The organism is Mucilaginibacter sp. Bleaf8 (assembly GCF_018390515.1).
Taxonomy (GTDB): domain Bacteria; phylum Bacteroidota; class Bacteroidia; order Sphingobacteriales; family Sphingobacteriaceae; genus Mucilaginibacter.
Window position 1 is genome coordinate 569,107 of sequence record NZ_JAHBBK010000001.1, and the last position, 17,585, is coordinate 586,691.

At 43.4% G+C, this 17,585-nt stretch carries 17 protein-coding genes; 5 read left to right on the forward strand and 12 right to left on the reverse strand.

Annotation, left to right across the window (positions count from 1 at the left end):
- Window positions 1-107: 107 nt before the first annotated feature.
- Genes KHS38_RS02425 through KHS38_RS02440 form a run of 4 tightly spaced genes read left to right on the forward strand, consistent with a single transcriptional unit; the run spans window position 108 to window position 2,744 of the window.
- A complete protein-coding gene (locus KHS38_RS02425) occupies window positions 108-632 on the forward strand; it encodes a hypothetical protein (protein ID WP_213486704.1) in 525 nt (174 codons plus the stop codon).
- Entirely contained in the window at window positions 632-1,303 is a 672-nt protein-coding gene (locus tag KHS38_RS02430; RefSeq protein ID WP_213486706.1) for a hypothetical protein, read from the forward strand. Before KHS38_RS02425 ends, KHS38_RS02430 begins: the two co-directional genes overlap by 1 nt.
- On the forward strand, window positions 1,284-2,087 hold the full coding sequence (locus tag KHS38_RS02435; RefSeq protein ID WP_213486708.1) for a sensor histidine kinase: 804 nt from the start codon (window positions 1,284-1,286) through the stop codon (window positions 2,085-2,087). The genes KHS38_RS02430 and KHS38_RS02435 overlap by 20 nt, the downstream gene beginning before the upstream one ends.
- 3 nt (window positions 2,088-2,090) lie before the next feature.
- Window positions 2,091-2,744 carry a response regulator transcription factor gene (locus KHS38_RS02440; protein ID WP_213486709.1) on the forward strand — a complete coding sequence of 218 codons (654 nt, stop codon included), beginning with the start codon at window positions 2,091-2,093 and terminating at the stop codon, window positions 2,742-2,744.
- Window positions 2,745-2,750: 6 nt separating this feature from the next.
- Here the strand turns inward: KHS38_RS02440 and queD are convergent, their stop codons facing one another.
- Complete coding sequence (queD, locus tag KHS38_RS02445; protein WP_213486711.1) at window positions 2,751-3,104, reverse strand: 6-carboxytetrahydropterin synthase QueD; 354 nt, start codon at window positions 3,102-3,104, stop codon at window positions 2,751-2,753.
- 208 nt (window positions 3,105-3,312) lie between these two features.
- On the opposite strand from queD, the gene hemA reads away from it, so the two are divergent.
- The gene (gene hemA, locus KHS38_RS02450) at window positions 3,313-4,551 is read left to right on the forward strand and encodes a glutamyl-tRNA reductase (RefSeq protein WP_213486713.1); all 1,239 of its coding nucleotides are present in this window, start codon (window positions 3,313-3,315) and stop codon (window positions 4,549-4,551) included.
- 27 nt (window positions 4,552-4,578) lie between these two features.
- On the opposite strand, the gene KHS38_RS02455 is transcribed toward hemA, so the two are convergent.
- From KHS38_RS02455 to KHS38_RS02505, 11 genes are all read right to left on the reverse strand, one after another.
- Window positions 4,579-5,352, reverse strand: coding sequence for a 3-keto-disaccharide hydrolase (locus KHS38_RS02455; protein WP_213486714.1), 774 nt, complete (start codon window positions 5,350-5,352; stop codon window positions 4,579-4,581).
- A gap of 23 nt (window positions 5,353-5,375) precedes the next feature.
- Entirely contained in the window at window positions 5,376-6,251 is an 876-nt protein-coding gene (locus tag KHS38_RS02460; protein ID WP_249665254.1) for a sugar phosphate isomerase/epimerase family protein, read from the reverse strand.
- 16 nt (window positions 6,252-6,267) lie between these two features.
- Window positions 6,268-7,158: a hydroxypyruvate isomerase family protein gene (locus tag KHS38_RS02465; RefSeq protein ID WP_213486716.1), complete on the reverse strand. Its 891-nt coding sequence runs from the start codon at window positions 7,156-7,158 to the stop codon at window positions 6,268-6,270.
- Window positions 7,159-7,163: 5 nt separating this feature from the next.
- Window positions 7,164-8,417: a nucleoside permease gene (locus KHS38_RS02470; protein WP_213486718.1), complete on the reverse strand. Its 1,254-nt coding sequence runs from the start codon at window positions 8,415-8,417 to the stop codon at window positions 7,164-7,166.
- A 22-nt stretch (window positions 8,418-8,439) separates the two neighbouring features.
- On the reverse strand, window positions 8,440-8,874 hold the full coding sequence (locus tag KHS38_RS02475) for a c-type cytochrome (RefSeq protein WP_213486720.1): 435 nt from the start codon (window positions 8,872-8,874) through the stop codon (window positions 8,440-8,442).
- Between the two features lie 21 nt (window positions 8,875-8,895).
- Complete coding sequence (locus KHS38_RS02480) at window positions 8,896-9,948, reverse strand: sugar phosphate isomerase/epimerase family protein (RefSeq protein WP_213486722.1); 1,053 nt, start codon at window positions 9,946-9,948, stop codon at window positions 8,896-8,898.
- An 8-nt stretch (window positions 9,949-9,956) separates the two neighbouring features.
- Window positions 9,957-11,108, reverse strand: coding sequence for a Gfo/Idh/MocA family protein (locus KHS38_RS02485; protein ID WP_249665255.1), 1,152 nt, complete (start codon window positions 11,106-11,108; stop codon window positions 9,957-9,959).
- A gap of 14 nt (window positions 11,109-11,122) precedes the next feature.
- Entirely contained in the window at window positions 11,123-11,692 is a 570-nt protein-coding gene (locus KHS38_RS02490) for a gluconate 2-dehydrogenase subunit 3 family protein (RefSeq protein ID WP_213486728.1), read from the reverse strand.
- A gap of 44 nt (window positions 11,693-11,736) precedes the next feature.
- On the reverse strand, window positions 11,737-13,185 hold the full coding sequence (locus tag KHS38_RS02495; RefSeq protein ID WP_213486730.1) for a Gfo/Idh/MocA family protein: 1,449 nt from the start codon (window positions 13,183-13,185) through the stop codon (window positions 11,737-11,739).
- Window positions 13,186-13,212: 27 nt separating this feature from the next.
- Entirely contained in the window at window positions 13,213-14,892 is a 1,680-nt protein-coding gene (locus tag KHS38_RS02500) for a GMC oxidoreductase (RefSeq protein ID WP_213486732.1), read from the reverse strand.
- A gap of 222 nt (window positions 14,893-15,114) precedes the next feature.
- Window positions 15,115-17,520, reverse strand: a complete 2,406-nt coding sequence (locus KHS38_RS02505) for a glycoside hydrolase family 31 protein (RefSeq protein WP_213486737.1) — start codon at window positions 17,518-17,520, stop codon at window positions 15,115-15,117.
- Window positions 17,521-17,585: the final 65 nt, after the last annotated feature.

The window sequence follows — 17,585 nt, forward strand, 5'->3', positions numbered from 1 at the left end:
TGTTGAAGGTAATATTTACTATTTGCTTACTTTGCAGTGTTGTTAATCAAGTAAGTTAATTAAATACTAAACCTTGTCACATACTTTATTACTAATCCTAAACAATAATGAGTTCAGAAACTTCACTATCATTACAATTTCCGAGGCTTAAGTATGATGTACAAGAAATACAAAGAAAGCTGGATAGTTATCCGCAGCTTGACGGTTTTGTATTTTTACCATCGTTCGAAAACACGGTTGATTATGGTTCAGCTATCTTGCTGAAAGCATACATTCATGGAAACTCCAAAGGCAGCACACTGGGTTATCATGAATCCTACTACGATTGGGAAAACCCCGATACACTTACGCCTTACGCCAATTACGATCTAATGGCTGATGCGCCACTAATTTTGACTACCAATATTATCTCTAAAACAGATATACTGACTTTGATAACCAACGAAACGGAGACTGTCGAAACCTTAACTTTTACGCCAGTTATTAACCAATACAGCCAGTTATATTATGAGGTATGGCCTGCAAAAATCATTAATGGGGATTATGTTTTTCTGCCTATACCTGGTGTGAATGGTGCAATCCGCACCAATCCATCTCCTCCTGCCACTATTGACTCTATGGACGAAAATTAGTGAGTAAGATTTGGACATTAATATTTGACTGGGCTGAGGTATGGGCGTTGCTCATACCTTTAGCTGTTTTATTACGTTTTGGTAAACAGCCGCCTATCAACAAGTATATTATTGTCTACATCTCGATTTCATTGCCCATCAATCTACTTATCGATCTAACCTGGAAGCTGCGCACTATACTGCCAGCCAATCTGAATTCAAACAATTACCTGTATAACTTAAATGCTATAATTACATTCATCCTATTCACCCTCTTTTTCCAGAAGCTCAGGCAGCCGTTTATGCAGGTTGTTAAAAGTATTATACCAATAGTATTTGTTGTCTTTCTGATTGTAAATTTCGGATTCTATGAAAAGTTTTTTGATTACTGGAAATTCAGCAGCAGGCTTTTGGCAATAGAGGCCGGTTTACTTCTGTTTGATTGCTTACTCTACTACTTTAATAAAGTAAAGGATGAAAATGAAACCCTGAACGTACACCAGTCTGAATTCTGGATTGTAACAGGTTTGGGCATTTATGTAGCTGTGAACTTTTTTATCTTCCTATTATATAATGAACTTACCCGGTTGGCTTCACCATTTGCTGTACAAATCTGGAACGTTCATAACATTTCATACATTGTATTTAACCTTTTTATAGCGAGAGGCCTATATGAATCCGGACGTAAATAACATAAAGCTTTTATTGGTTGTTGGCGTAGCTGTAATGCTGCTGCTGTTTGTAAGCTTTTTGCTCATCTTTATTTTTACACAACGCAGCAAGTACCAGTACAGGCAGCATTTACAACAAATGCGTGAAGCACAGCAAAATCAACTCATTGAAGCTGCTGTGCGAAGTGAAGAATCGGAACGGCACCGCATTGCAGAAGAACTGCATGATGAAGTTGGCGCGCTACTTTCTGCTACGAAACTGCACCTACATGCCTTAAAGCCCGACGAACATTCAAAAGCCAGTTCCTTTTATTCAAAAGTAAAAGAGTTGCTGGATGACTCTATACATAAAGTGAGAGGTATTTCACATAGCTTACATTCAAGCATTTTACAGGAGTTTGGACTCAATGAGGCTATCAGGCACTTTGCTGCAAAATTATCTCATGACGATGTGATGGAAAGCACAGTAAGCCTTGATGACAGCTATATAACTACAAACCCGCCGAATGATATCAGTATTTATAGAATTTTGCAGGAATTGACTAACAACATTATTAAACACGGGCAACCGCAAAAAATACACATACGCTCCGTTTACAAAAGTAACGTGCTGCAGATCACGGTAACGCACAATGGCATCGGCCTTACACAAGAGCAGTTCGAAGACCTGAGATATAAAAAGAACGGCCTTGGCTTAAAAAACATTCAGAACAGAATAATTTTATTAAAAGGTAACATTGAATTTTCACACAAACGGCAGGAAGGTTGTTATTATATTGATATTTTTGTGCCTCAAAAGGCATAATTAATGAACAAAATAAAGGTTGCAATTGCTGATGATCACACCATATTTCGTGACGGTTTAAAAATTGGCTTATCCCGCGACGAGCGCTTAGATGTGGTTTTAGAAGCGCAAGATGGCAATCAGTTACTGCAAGGCATGGAAAGCATTGTGCCGGATGTAATTTTGATGGACTTAAAAATGCCTGGAATGGACGGCATGGAAGCCACCAATGAAGTAAAAAAGAAGTACAAAGACGTAAAGGTATTGATTGTAACTATGTATGATGACGACAAGTTCATTATACACCTGATGGAAAACGGAGCAAACGGTTACCTGCTAAAAAATGCTGACCCCGACGAAATTCTACAGGCTATATATGCAGTACATGAAAACGATGTGTATTTCAATGATCTGGTAAGTAAAGCCCTGCTCAAAAAGCTGATTACCAAAGGCAACGTTAAGCCTACTTTTAAACAAAACATTGAACTTACCGAGCGCGAACTGGAGGTACTAAACCTAATTTGCGAAGAACAGACTGCTGCCGAAATTGGCGCAAAAATATTTTTGAGTCCGCGCTCAGTGGAAGGTATACGTCAGCGGTTAATCGAAAAAGTTGGCGTACGTAATACTGCCGGCCTGGTAATGTTTGCCGTAAAGAATGGCATTGTTAAAGCCTGATGCTTATTAACCTTCATAGATAACACCTGATGTTGGTGTTTCCTTCAGCTCAATTTTTCTGAGTCCTGGCAGTTGAACATGAATTTTGTCCCATATCCACTTGGACAATAGTTCAGCGGTAGGGTTTTCCAGGCCATCTATATTGTTTAAAAAGGCATGGTCAAGCTGATCAATAACCGGCTTCACGGCTGCTTTTAGATCTGTAAAATCCATAATCCAGCCTTCTTTGTCCTGTAAATCACCTGTCACAAATACCGTTAGGTGGTAAGTATGCCCATGAATCTGTTTACACTTATGGCCCTCAGGTACATGTGGTAAATAGTGAGCGGCATCGAATACAAATTGCTTATATATAGTCATGCATTTAAGAGTGTTTGTGACATTACGCTTGGATAACATCATGAATTAATCGCAAATAACACATTCTTAAATAGCATAAAATATGAGCAACGTCACTAAATTCTATGAAAAGGCGGTGATAACAGTCCCGTAAAAAAGTGATGGATATCAGCTTTTTGGCGCAAACATTTGGAGAAATTTACGGCAGATTTAAACGGATTGATAAGCAATGAACCGATCGAGTGCTAAGCAACAGGCTAACCTGTCGAAGTTTTTCGTTATTGGTATTAGTTATAAAAAAGCTGATACTGCATGCAGAGGATTATTTTCTATCAACAACGACCAATACGAGCAAATTCTTCAGCTGGCTCCTTATTGGAATGTAAATGAGCTTTTCATTCTATCTACGTGTAACCGCACTGAAATTTACGGCTTCGCAGAAAATGCTGCGCTGTTAATAGATTTATTATGCTCTCAAACCGAAGGATCTGCAGAACGCTTCGCTTCCATTGCTTACCAAAGGAGAGGGATTGATGCTGTTAATCATCTCTTTAATGTTGGAGCAGGTTTAGATTCCCAGATTTTGGGTGACTATGAGATTGTTGGACAATTAAAGTTGGCTGTAAAATTCGCTAAAGAACGCGGCTTTGTAGGTGGCTTTATGGAGAGACTATTTAACACGGTACTACAGTCATCTAAAGCCATAAAAAACAGCACGAAGCTAAGCAGTGGTACCGTATCTGCATCATTTGCAGCAATACAGTATATTAAGCAGTATGTGCCATCAGTACTTGATAAAAAGATCATCCTGGTAGGCACTGGCAAAATCGGCATAAATACCTGTAAAAATCTAGTCGACTACTTAAACGCCAAACATATTACCCTCATCAATCGCACGGAAGAAAGAGCAGTTGAGTTGGCCAGGGAACTTAATTTACAGTACGCACCAATGAACGAATTGGCTGTTCAAGTTATAGCGGCCGAGATAATTATTGTTGCAACCAACGCTGAGCAACCTACTGTAACGACTAAGATGCTGGAAGGTGAAAATCACAAACTTGTGATTGACTTGTCGGTACCTTGCAATGTAGAAGCAAGCGCAAGTTTACTACCAAATTTGAAACTCGTAAATATTGATAGCTTGTCTAAACTACAGGATGCAACCCTGCATGATCGTGAAGCGGATGTGCCCATTGCTAAAGATATAATCGGGCAACACATTGAAAAATTCATGAATTGGCATAACCGGCGTATGCACACACAGGATTTAAGTGCCATCAAAGAGTTATTGCACGACATTTATATACAACAATTGGTCGATGCAGGTGCAACCGAAGAATTTGATCTAATTGCAGAAATACAAATCCAAGGAATAATTAAAGAAACTGTACATAAAATGAATAAAAGCAACCACGGGGGTTGCTTTTACCTTGAGGCAATTAATAACTTTATTAATGCCTGCGCTTAAAATCTAATACTGTAAAGAGGACCGATATTAGAGTTCTCTTATCCAAATATTTCTAAAGCTTATCGGCTCGCTCGGGTCGCCGTGTGCCTGCAGCTTTATAGGCGCTGCACCATGTTGCTGACGGTAACCTGGTTCGCCAATGTATTGTGTAGGGCCTTTCAGTGTAATATCATTTTGCACCAGTACGCCATTAAACATTACGGTTACCCTGGCTGCTGATTTTACCGAACCGTCGGTGTTAAACTCGGGTGCAGTCCATATCACATCATAACTTTGCCATTCGCCCGGCTTACGGGTTGGGTTTGCCAACGGCGCAAATTGTTTGTAGATACTGCCGGCCATACCATTTACATAAGTTTTGTTATTGTATGAATCAAGCACCTGCAGTTCATAGCCAGCATCGCCTTTACCAATTGATGCTAAAAAAATGCCGCTGTTACCTCTGCCTTGGCCAGTTCCTGAAATTCCAGCAGGTATTTGCCACTCGATATGCAGCTGATAGTTTTTGAACGCTCGTTTGGTTTCGATATTACCTGCGTTCTTTTTTACAGTCAAAACGTTGTTTGCTACCGTCCACTGTGCTGGTTTATTCCGGTCCTCGGTCGTTACCCATTCATTCAGGTTTTTTCCATCAAATAATATCACAGCATCCGACGGTGGCTCCACAACTACGTTTTTTGCAGTTACCACCTTGGGTATGGGTTCCCATACTTCAGTATCCTCGGGCTTTGTTTTTTGCTGAGCCTGGGCCATATAAAAGCAGCTTAATAATATTGCAGTACTTAAAACTTTTGATTTCATTATAATTAGATTTTGGAGTGTAGTTACACGTGTAAAACATTTTTCATGTAGCTACAGCTTTTTGTGATACTGGTGTACGGATCTATCTTGAAGTTTTCTTGTTCCATAATAAAGTGCTGCACACCCGCTTGTTTTGCTTTAGCAACAATGGTTTGATAGTCGATGCTGCCGTTGCCTACTTCGGTGTTCAGGTCATGATTCTCTTTATCCATATCCTTTACATGTACCATAGCAAACCGGCCGGGGTGCTCATTAAATAAAGCAACAGGATCTTTTCCTGCACGCACAACCCAATACAGATCCAACTCAAATTGTACCAGCTTAGGATCGGCCTCTTTAAGCAGAACGTCATATAAGGTTACACCATCAACCGGCATAAACTCAAAGTTGTGATTATGGTAAGCGGTTTTTAAACCAGCCTGCTTACATAATTCGGCTACTTTATTCACATTTTCCGATACCTTCTTCAAGTCATCAGCCGATTTCCGGAACCTGTCATTTATGTAAGGAATGGTATAATAACGCTGACCTACAGTATTAGCAACTTCAATATGTAATTTTACTTCATCCCAGTTATTGCCCGCTAAAATGCTGTCAAATGCATAGTGTCCGCTTGGCGTGGTTAAACCGTTCGAACCAAGCAGAGCCTTGAACTCTTTGGGTTTCAAACCCCAAAAGCCATGATCTTTTGAATAACCGAAGGTTTCTACCTCCCGATAACCCGCTCCGGCCACCTTGGCAATAACGCTTTTTACATCTTTCGGTAATTGTTCCCTTAAAGTAAAAAGCTGTAAACCTACACCTTTGGTGCCTTTGGCACTTAACAGCTTAGGTGCTAATACGGCAGTTGCCGAAAGCATGCCTGCCTGTACTAAAAATTTTCTTCTCGTCGTCATCATTCACAGTTCGTTTTGGTTATACATCGCAAATACGGATAGCTTTTTGTAAAGATGCCAGTTTATCGGCTTGCTTAGGAATAAACTCCTGGGCTATGTAGCCTTTAAATCCTGTCGCAACAATAGACCTCATAATTGCCGGATAGTTTAGTTCCTGTGTATCATCAATTTCATTCCGGCCGGGTACACCAGCTGTGTGATAATGCGCGATGTACTGGTGGTAATCTGTGATGTTTCGGATCACATCACCTTCATCAATTTGCATATGATAAATATCATACAACAACTTAAAATTCTCAGAGCCTAAGCGCTTGGCCAACTCTGCTCCCCACCATGTACGATCGCAGTGGTAATCCTTGTGGTTTACTTTGCTATTCAGCAGTTCCATCACCAACACAACTTTATGTTTTTCGGCTAACGGCATCAGTTGTTTTAGCCCAGCAACACAGTTGCTCCAGCCTTCTTCATCACTCATACCACGACGACTGCCACTAAAGCAAATCAGGTTAGTATACCCGGCTTTGGCTACCAGCGGAATCATCTCCGAATAATTTTTGATAAGCGTTTCATGGAAGCGCTTGTCGTTAAAACCATCCGTCAAATTAATTTCGGCACCGTTGCACATAGTAGAATGCAAGCCGTGCTTTTTGAGCGTCGGCCAATCCTTGGGCCCTACCAAATCTATTCCTTTAATACCTATTTGCTTGGCAGCGATGCATAGCTCTTCAACAGAAAGCTGCCCGAAGCACCAGCGGCATACGGAATGATTAATGTTACCTTTGAGGGGCTGGGGCACCTCATTACAACTTGCTAATACATTTAAAGGCGATGCAACCATACCTGAAGCTGTTATGGCAGCAGTACCTGCCAGTATATTTTTTATTGCGTTGCGTCGGTTATGTTTAGGCATAGCTATTATACTTCTACTAAAACATTGTCGGCACCGGTAGCGTCCAAATCTGGCTTTGTTTCAACATGGTTACGGTCTTTAAATAGCAGTAAAAATGCCAGCAATACAAAAGCGGCAATACCGGCTGGTATTAGCCAAATGGTTTGCCAGTTGTGCAGGCCATCAGCCGTTTTCCAGTTATTTACTATCGGCCCTGATATGTAAGAGCCGATAAGCATACCCACCCCGTAAGTAGCTAAAGTAATAAAGCCTTGCGCGGCACTTTTAAAGCGCTCGCCTGCCAGGTTATCCGTATAAATCTGGCCGGTTACAAAGAAAAAGTCATAACATATGCCATGCATTACAATGCCAGCAATTAACATCCAATAATTGGCCCCGGTATCGCCGTAGGCAAAAAACACATAGCGTAGCACCCATGCCAGCATACCGAAGGCCAGCATTTTTTTAACACCCAGCCTCACAAAAAACAAAGGCATCAGCGCCATAAATAACAGCTCGGATATTTGCCCTAATGATTGCTTACCGGCTGCAGCGTCAACCTTTACTTCGTTCAGGAACGGATTGGTAAAGTTGTAATAAAATGCCAGTGGCACACAAATAGCAACTGAAGCTAAAAAGAAAACCAGGTAAGACTTATTTTTGAGAAGCCCAATTGATTCCAGGCCGATGATGTCACCAAATGTAGTTTTTTGTCCTTTCTTTACCGGCGGCGTATTAGGTAAAGCAAAGCTGAGTAAACCTAACAATAAAGAAGCAACTGAAGCCATTTGGAAAGTTAAGATCAGACTTCCGCTCTTTTCCCAACCGAGCCAACCGATAGTCAGTCCGGCAACGATCCAACCTGCGGTACCCAATACCCTGATTGGTGGAAACTCCTTACTGGGATTCGTCATCTGCTTGAAAGCTACTGAATTTACCAGCGCCAACGTAGGCATATAAATGATCATGTACAGCAGGATGTTCGGATAAAAGCTGTCGAAATTGGTTAGCGTAGTGGCATACCATAAGGATGCGGCGCCAATTAAGTGCAGTATACCTAATATTTTTTGTGCTGCAAAATACTTATCAGCAATCAAGCCGATAATGAATGGTGCTATAATGGCGCCTAACGACTGTGTGGCGTAAGCTACCCCGTTTTGCACATCAGTCGCGTGCAACGTTTTAGTTAGGTAAGTACCTAAAGTTACAAACCATGCCCCCCAGATAAAAAACTCCAGGAACATCATGGCTGATAATTTTACTCGGGTAATTATGGTCATGGTCGTAACTGATGTTTTATGATTATTTAAGGGTTAGGATATATTTAGCCATTTCTTTGGCATCATTAACAGCTAATGATGGATGCGCGGTCATAGGCACATCACCCCAATTGCCGGCGCCGCCTTTAATAATTTTATCGGCCAGCATATCAATGTCTTTGTCCGAATATTTTTTGGCAACATCGGCATACGCCGGACCAATCAACTTTTCTTTCTCTTTATGGCAGCTCAAGCAATCAGAGCTGGCAATTAATTGCGCCCCTTTTGAGTCCGAAGATACACCGCCTGATTTTTCGGCACCGGTGCTTAAACTGGTATCGTGTTCGGCTTCTGATTGGCGGGCTGCTGCGCCCTGATTAGCAGCACCAGTGCTATCGCCGCTTACCTTATTATCGCTGGAACCACCGCAGGCGGCTAAAAATACAGTTAAAGAAAGTAGAAGAATAGTTTTTTTCATGAGTGAAGTGATATATTATAATTACAAGCCTAATATCTTTTTATTTAGCGATTTATCAATACCTGAAGCCGCAAAATCATCAAAAACTTTATCCGTTACCCGAATAATGTGATCTTTGATGAACTGTGCGCCTTCACGTGCACCGTCTTCCGGATGCTTCAATGCACATTCCCATTCCAGCACGGCCCATCCCGAAAAATCGTATTGCGCCATTTTACTAAATATGGATTTGAAATCAACCTGTCCGTCACCCAGTGAACGGAAGCGGCCGGCCCGGTCAACCCAGTTTTGGTAACCACCGTAAACGCCCTGTCTGCCGGTAGGGTAAAACTCGGCATCTTTAACATGGAACATGCGAATGCGCTCGTGATAGATGTCAATGTATTCCAAATAATCCAGGCACTGTAAGATAAAGTGCGACGGATCATAAAGTAAGCAAGCACGCGGATGCTGGTTCACTTTATCAAGAAACATCTCATAAGTAGTTCCATCATGCAGATCTTCGCCGGCGTGTATCTCATAACAAAGGTCAACGCCGTTTTCATCAAACACATTCAATATCGGTTCCCAGCGGCGTGCCAGTTCAGTAAATGCATCTTCAACTAACCCGGCAGGGCGCTGTGGCCAGGGGTATACCATGGGCCAGGCGAAAGCACCGCTAAAAGTAGCATGTGCATTTAACCCTAAATTTTGGGATGCTTTGGCTGCGTGCTTTAGCTGACTGATAGCCCACTCCGTACGTGCAGCGGGATTATTGCGAACCTGGGTTGGCGCAAAGCCATCAAACAACTCGTTGTAAACAGGATTTACAGCAACCAGCTGCCCTTGCAGGTGGGTTGACAGCTCAGTAATTTCCAAACCATGCTCATTTACAATGCCTTTGATCTCATCTGCATAAGTTTTACTTTCGGCCGCTTTTTGCAGGTCAATAAAACGTGCGTCGGTTGTAGGGATCTGTATTCCTTTAAATCCTAAACCGCTTGCCCACTCACATATTGCCGATAGGCTATTGAATGGTGCTGTATCGCCAATAAATTGTGCCAGAAATAGCGCGGGTCCTTTTATAGTAACCATGGTTGCTGTTAGATGTTAAATGTTGTCCATTTCTGCTCCGAACGTCCGGAAGCAATTACATTCTCGATAAAGGCCATACCCCTTACACCTTCTTCCATTCCCGGATAATCCAGGCACTCAGCTTTAGGCTGTTCACCTGCTATGTCGGCTTTAACAGCCAATGCAAAATTGCGGTATAAATTAGCAAAAGCTTCTAAATAACCTTCGGGATGACCAGCAGGCGTGCGGGTATTATGCGTTGCATACGAACTGGTATAGCCCCCGCCTGTACGCCATATTTCCATCGGCTTATCCAGCCATTTCACCTGAAGCGTGTTAGCGTCTGATTGTTGCCACTCTAAACCGCCATGCTCGCCATAAACGCGAACCTTCACGTTGTTTTCTTCGCCAGCGGCTACCTGGGTAGCGATTAAAACGCCGCTTGCGCCGTTGTTGAACTTTAACAGTACGGCACCGTCATCATCTAATTGCCGGCCTTCAACCACAATATTAATATCTGCACAAAGTTGCGTTACCTGTAAGGCACTTACGTATTCAGCCAGATTAAAGGCATGCGTACCGATATCGCCCATGGCACCTGCAGCTCCGCTTTTAGTCGGATCTGTTCGCCAGCTGGCTTGCTTATTGTCCGATCCTTCTAAGAACGTGCTCAGCCACCCTTGCGGATACTCCACATACACCTTGCGTATTTTTCCCAATTTACCCGATTGCACAATTTGCCGTGCCTCTTTTACCATTGGATAACCCGTGTAGGTATGCGTAAGGCAGAATCGTTTACCAGATGCTTGCTGAATTGTTTGTAATTCCTTTGCCTCGGCCAAGGAGAAAGTCATGGGTTTATCCAGCACCACATGGAAGCCGTTTTGCAGCGCAAGTTTAGTCGGCTCGAAATGCACATGGTTAGGCGTAACGATACTGATCACCTGCACCCGCTCCTGTTGCGGCAGCTGGCTTTCTTTTTCTATCAATTCCTGATAAGAACTGTATACACGGCTCTCGTGCAAGCCTAAAGCCAGGCCACTTGCCTTTGACTTTTCAGCATCGCTGCTGAATGCGCCGCAAACCAGATCATATTCATTATCAATGCGGGCTGCTATGCGATGCACGGCACCAATAAAGGCGCCCTGGCCACCGCCTATCATTCCAAGTTTTAACTTCATGTATTCGTTATAAATTAAACCAAAGCCCAGGCGCGGTCACCTTTTTTATAAGGTATTTCGCCTACATACTTGCCCGGTATAGGCACATAGCGCATGGCTTTAGTGCACCCTACTTCAGATGTAAAGTAGCCCAGCAAAGTAAGTTCCTTCATCATTCTGAAATAATGATTCGGTTCATCAGGCTTCTTAACTTTATTGTATTCCTTTTGCTCGTTATCTAATTGTACTAACAAAGCAGTACGCTGTTTAGCATCGCACGCCATGAATTTTTTTCCGAACTTTTTATCGCAGGCATCATCAAGTTTAGATAACCCCTTAACGAACACTTTCTGATCTTCGGGCGTATAGCAATCGCGCACCATTACGGCCATGAACTGACCAACATTGGCAGCCTTCGCTCCCGGCGTTTTGGTATCAGGTAAAATGGTATCCGCAACTTCATTCATATAGGCCACATGCTCTGCATCAAACAGGTCTTTAACCTGCGTTTCGGCAGGCTTACAACCCGATAGAAAGAACTCGCTGCCGATAACAGCTCCGCCCATTAGCAGGGCAACTCTTTCAATGGCTTCTCTTCTGTTCATATTACTTGGCAGATTAGTCGGTTATGTAATAAGCAGTTAATTGATTACGCTTTAAGGCTCCAGCCCTGGCGGTACTCGCGTTTAACGAATTGGTTAACCTCATCCAGGTTGGTAATACGCATATTATTGTTATCCCAAAGCAGCTTAACGCTACGGCCAGGATAATTAAATCCTTTGCCATCACTTTTTGGTGTGCGCAGGTCATACCCACGTATGGCTAAGTTAGCCATAAGCAAGGCTTCGGTTAACGGTCCGGCTTTTTCGAATGGTGAACTTACCGGCATTTTACCATGCCCGGCAAGCGATGCCTCAATCCACTGCGCATAATGACCATTCATACCACCTTTTACACGTGGTAAGGTTTGCTTAACCTGCACCTGGTTTGTTCTGGAAGTAGGCAGTAATTGCGGGTTAGTACAATACGTGCTGGCAATCATTTTGCCTTTAGTACCGATAAACAGCATACCATTACCACCATCGCCAAATATCTCATTCGGGCCTAATTCTTCAGGGCGCTCAGGTTGGATACCGCCGTCCATCCAATGCACAACCACATCTTTTTGTGTTTTGCTGGTTTTGGGGAAAGTAAGTGTTATGTGGCTTGATGGCGGGCAGCTTTCTGGGAAATAACCGCGTTTAAATTCATCCACATATACACTGCCTACGCTGGCCTGTACGTCTTTTGCATATTGCAAACCTAACACGCTGAATGGTGCTTCGAGCAGGTGACAGCCCATATCGCCTAAGGCGCCGGTACCGTAATCCCACCAGCCACGCCAGTTAAACGGCACTAATTTATCTACATAATCTTTGTAAGGCGCTGTACCCAGCCACAAATCCCAATCCAGTGTTTTTGGCACCTCGGCTTTGTTTGCCGACCATGGAATACCCTGCGGCCATACCGGGCGGTCGGTCCAGCAGTATACGGTATGTACATCACCTATCACGCCGTTATCATACCATTCCATCAACTGGCGCACGCCATCACTCGATGCACCCTGATTACCCATTTGGGTAACCACTTTGTAGCGTTTAGCGGCATCAGTTAGCATGCGGGCTTCGTATATATCATGCGTAAGCGGTTTTTGCACATATACGTGCTTACCCAATTGCATAGCCGCAAGGGTGATGATGGCATGGTTATGATCTGGTGTTGAAACAGAAACGGCATCAAAATGCTTGCCTTCTTTTTCAAACATCTGGCGCCAGTCTTTATAATACTTAGCTTTAGGGAACTTCTTAACAGTATTGGCTGCGCGCTGGTCGTCAACGTCACATAAAAAAGCGATTTCGGCTTTGCCACTGCTATGGAAAGCGGCAATATCGTGCTCTCCTTTACCGCCAACGCCAACAGAGGCAATTGTTAAGCGGTCGCTAGGTGCGATATAGCCTTTACCACCCAATACATATCTGGGCACAATCATAAATCCTGCTGCAGCAACCGAAGCCGATTTAATAAAACTGCGGCGTGTATTTGAAGTCTTCTCAGTCATGGTTGTTTTTACTATGAGTATTTAGGTTTATACATTAAGTTTTTTGGACTCACTCACGGCATGATCAACCGCGCGGGCGGTAAGTGCCATGTAAGTTAAAGATGGGTTTTGACAAGCGGCCGACGTCATGCAGGCACCATCGGTTACAAAAACGTTTTTAGCGTCCCAAACCTGGTTCCATTCATTTAATACTGACGTTTTAGGATCGCGTCCCATACGGGCTGTACCCATTTCGTGTATGCCTCCGCCCAGGTTATAGGTATTGTTAAATGTTTTAACATCCTTTAAACCACCTGCTTCCAGCATTTCTTTAGCATCGTTCATCATGTCAATGCGCATTTTCAGCTCATTGTCTTTAATCTCGGCATCCATGGCCAGTACAGGTAATCCCCACTTATCTTTTTTATCCTTGTCGATATAGCATCGGTTTTCATGATATGGAAGGGTTTCGCCGAATCCGCCTAAGCTCATTGCCCACTTGCCGGGTTCGCTCAACTCATCTTTAAAATCACCGCCAATGCTCATTTCCGGTATATCCCGGCTCCAGGTTTCGCGACCTGCGCGGCCCTGGTAACCATAACCGCGTATATAGTCGCGCTTCTCACCATTTAAATTACGGTACCTTGGAACGTAGATACCATTGGCTCTCCGGCCGAAGTAGTACTTATCCTCATAACCTTCGGCTGTACCAGTAGCACCAATTCTAAAATGGTGATCCATCAGGTTATGGCCCAATTCGCCGCTGCTGCTACCCAAGCCACCTGGCCAGATATCCGTAGCTGAATTCATCAAGATCCACGCTGTATTAAGCGTTGAGGCGTTCAGGAATATGATTTTTGCGTAGTACTCGTAAGTTTTATTGGTTTCCGCATCCAGTACTTCTACCCCTTTTGCTTTTTTGGTGTCTTTGTCATAAATCACCCGGGTTACTATACTAAAAGGGCGCAGCGTTAAATTACCTGTAGCTTGTGCTGCCGGTAAAGTGGCCGACTGGGTGCTGAAATACGCACCGAACATACAGCCCAACCAGCACTTGTTACGGAATTGGCAGTTGGTACGACCTTCGTGCGGAACGGTTATATTTGCCGTACGACCAATAATCATGTGCCTTTCGCCTTTATAATGCTTTTTTAAGCGGGCTGCAACATCCTTTTCAACGATATTCATGTCCATAGGCGGCATAAAATCGCCATCAGGCAAAATAGGAACACCATCGCGGTTGCCGGAAATGCCTGCGAATTTTTCCGCATAGCTATACCAGGGCGCTATATCCTGGTATCGAATAGGCCAATCAACAGCTATGCCGTCTTTGGCGTTCGCCTCAAAATCAGAATTGTGCCAACGATAGGATTGCCTGCCCCAAAGCAGTGAACGACCGCCCACCTGGTAAGCCCTGAACCAATCGAAAGGCTTGTTTTCTACATAGGGGCTTTCTTTTTCGTTAACCCAGTAATTAACATTGGCTTCGTTGAGTACATAGTCTCGCTTAAGCACCGGATGATCGTCAACCATCTGCTGGGTACGTGATCCGCGGTGCTCCAGCTCCCAAGGGGCTTTGCTGGCGGTAACGTAGTCTTTAACATGCTCTACATTGCGGCCGCGCTCCAGCATCAAGGTTTTTAAACCTTTTTGGGTGAGCTCTTTTGCAGCCCATCCGCCGGATATGCCCGAGCCTACCACAATAGCATCATAAGTATTGTTGGCCATAAAATGAGGTAAGTAGTGTTGGTTAGTAAATCGGTTTACTGTGCCAATGTACTCATTTTTTTAATCGAAGCAATAATTTCAATTGTTTTTTAAGCAATCTTTTTGTTACAATTACCATTGTGCATAGAAATATATTTCCGTGCATCTATGTAAACCGAAAGGTCGTATAATATCCGCATTAATGCGGATATTATACGACCTAAATCTATTATAATTATCGAATTATAGCTTCACACTCATCGCTTTTCCGGTATAAGTAACGGTTTTATCAAATGCTGTAGCCGGAACTGAGTCATTACCATGGCCGCTTTTTACTATAACTACGTTAAATTTACGACGGGTTAACATACCAGGAAAATGACCTTTAACTGCAGATATGTTTAGCGTACGCTTAGCGTCGTTCCAACTCATGTCTATAGTTGCATATTGGCCACTCTCGTAATTGTAGGTATCGTTTTCATCTTCATATAATTTAAACTGGCCATTAGCGCCAGGATAGATGCGTAACTCCAAAACATCTGCAGGTTTTTCGGTTGCATATTGCACTACCGGCCCTATAGGCACAATTGAACCTGCTTTGATGTATAAAGGCATGGTTTGTATGGGTGCCGCAGCTATGATGGTTTGCCCGCCCTGCAATTTTTCGCCAGTCCAGAAGTCATACCATGAGGTACCAACGGGCAAGTAAACCTGGCGTGCTTTTTCCTTGCTTTCTGCGCCTGTACCTGTATACAACTGTTCAGTAACAGGATTTACCAAAAAGGCAGGGCCGAACATGTACTGATCGGGAATACCATATACGTTTTTATCTCCCCTAAAGTCAAATGCGAGCGAACGCATTATGGTATAATTATCCAGATGAACTCTTGCATTTAATGAATAAATATAGGGCAGCAAGCGATAACGCAATTCGTCATATTTTAGCAGGATATCTTTGGTGCGGTCATCCCAGTTGTTTGAGAAAAGTGCACGCTCGCCTTTGCCATGTATTCGGAAGATTGGGCAAAAGGTACCAAACTGAAACCAACGGGTAAACAGCTCCCTGTTTTCGGGTAACGACCAATTGGCCGGGGCCCAGTTGTAATGGTACCCACCAATATCTGATGTCCAGAAAGGTATACCCGATACACCGGTATTAATCCCCTGCGGTACCTGCTTTTTGTATGATTCAAAAGTACAAGGAATATCAGATGACCATAATGTAGCCGCATTACGCTGTTGCCCGGCAAATGCCTGCCGCACAAGGAAAAATGCCCGCTTGTTTGGTATATCTGCCCGCCAGCCTTTGTACAAACCCTTGGTATGCTCCAACGAATATGTATTGAAGTAGTCGATACCCTTACCTACAGAAAAATTGGCCTTGCGGCGCTCATCCAGCAACGTACCATTGTCAGGTTCGCATTGGTCAACCCACCAGGCGTCCCAGCCGTACCGCTTAACCAGACTATCACGGGCTTGCTGCCAGTATAGGGCACGTGCTTTGGGATTATGTGCATCGTAATAGGTATCAAAAGTATGGGTTACTACATTGTCCCAGGTTATACTGGTTAAGTAGCCGGCTTTGTCGAGTGCATCGTAATTTGGTGTGCCTTTACCGAAAACCGGCCAGATAGATATCATAGCATGCAAATGCGCCTTGTGCAACTCATCAACCAGCGCCTTGGGATCCGGGTAACGTTCGGGCTTCATTACGTGCGAACCAATGGGCAGCGGATCCCAGTAGTACCAGTCCTGCACAATGGCATCAACAGGAATATTTTTGTTCCGATAATTGTTTTTAACGCCTATAATTTCGTCCTGACTCAAATACCTGTCTTGCGACTGAAACAAGCCCATTGACCATTTCGGATACATCGGTGCTTTCCCGGTAGCTGTACGATATAAGCTGATAATATGATCAAAACCTGGCCCGTAAAAAAAGTAATAGTTGACCTGCTTGCCGCTCTCCGACACATAACTAAATTCTGAATTACTATTCTCAGCTCCATAAAAATTAGAGGCCGAATAGTTATCCCACATCAAACCATAACCTTTAGTTGAAAGCATAACCGGAATTGCACCGGTAAGGTACTTAATGGCCATATCCTGATTGCGGCCTTTGTAGTTGATAGATAAAGAATCGAGCGGATGGCAACCCAAACCGAACAATCCCTCATCAACCGGCGACTGAAACCGGGTAGCACAGCTATAGGTGTTGATACCCGCCACGGTTTGCGCTTCCATGCTTTTGCCTGCCTCGGCAGTAATAACGTGGTTGCTCATATCGGTATAAGTAATGGCATCAGTAGCTTTATCTACCAAAATTTTCAGGCGTGATGTATTGATGGTAATCTTACCATCGGCGTCTGTTATTTTGAAAGCCTGCGCCTTTGCCCACGAATTGTTTACTACTAACGAAGTAAAGTTAGGGAAAGCATTTAAGGCCGTATATTTCACCTGAATAAGGTCAGGCTGGCATACCCTGATCTTCATTAAGCCCTGGGTTAAAACAAAGGTTACACCGTCAGCATCCTTTCTAAAAGACTTCACCGTCGCCTGTGCAGGCCGCACTACAGCCCCTCCCAACAGCAGGGCCAGCATACAAACCGGCACCTTCAGGCGTTTAAGTATTAAGTTTGGAATCAACATATGAATAGAAAAAATATTGGTTCATGAATTAATTATTTCGCGCTGTACTAATTGTTTATTTATAT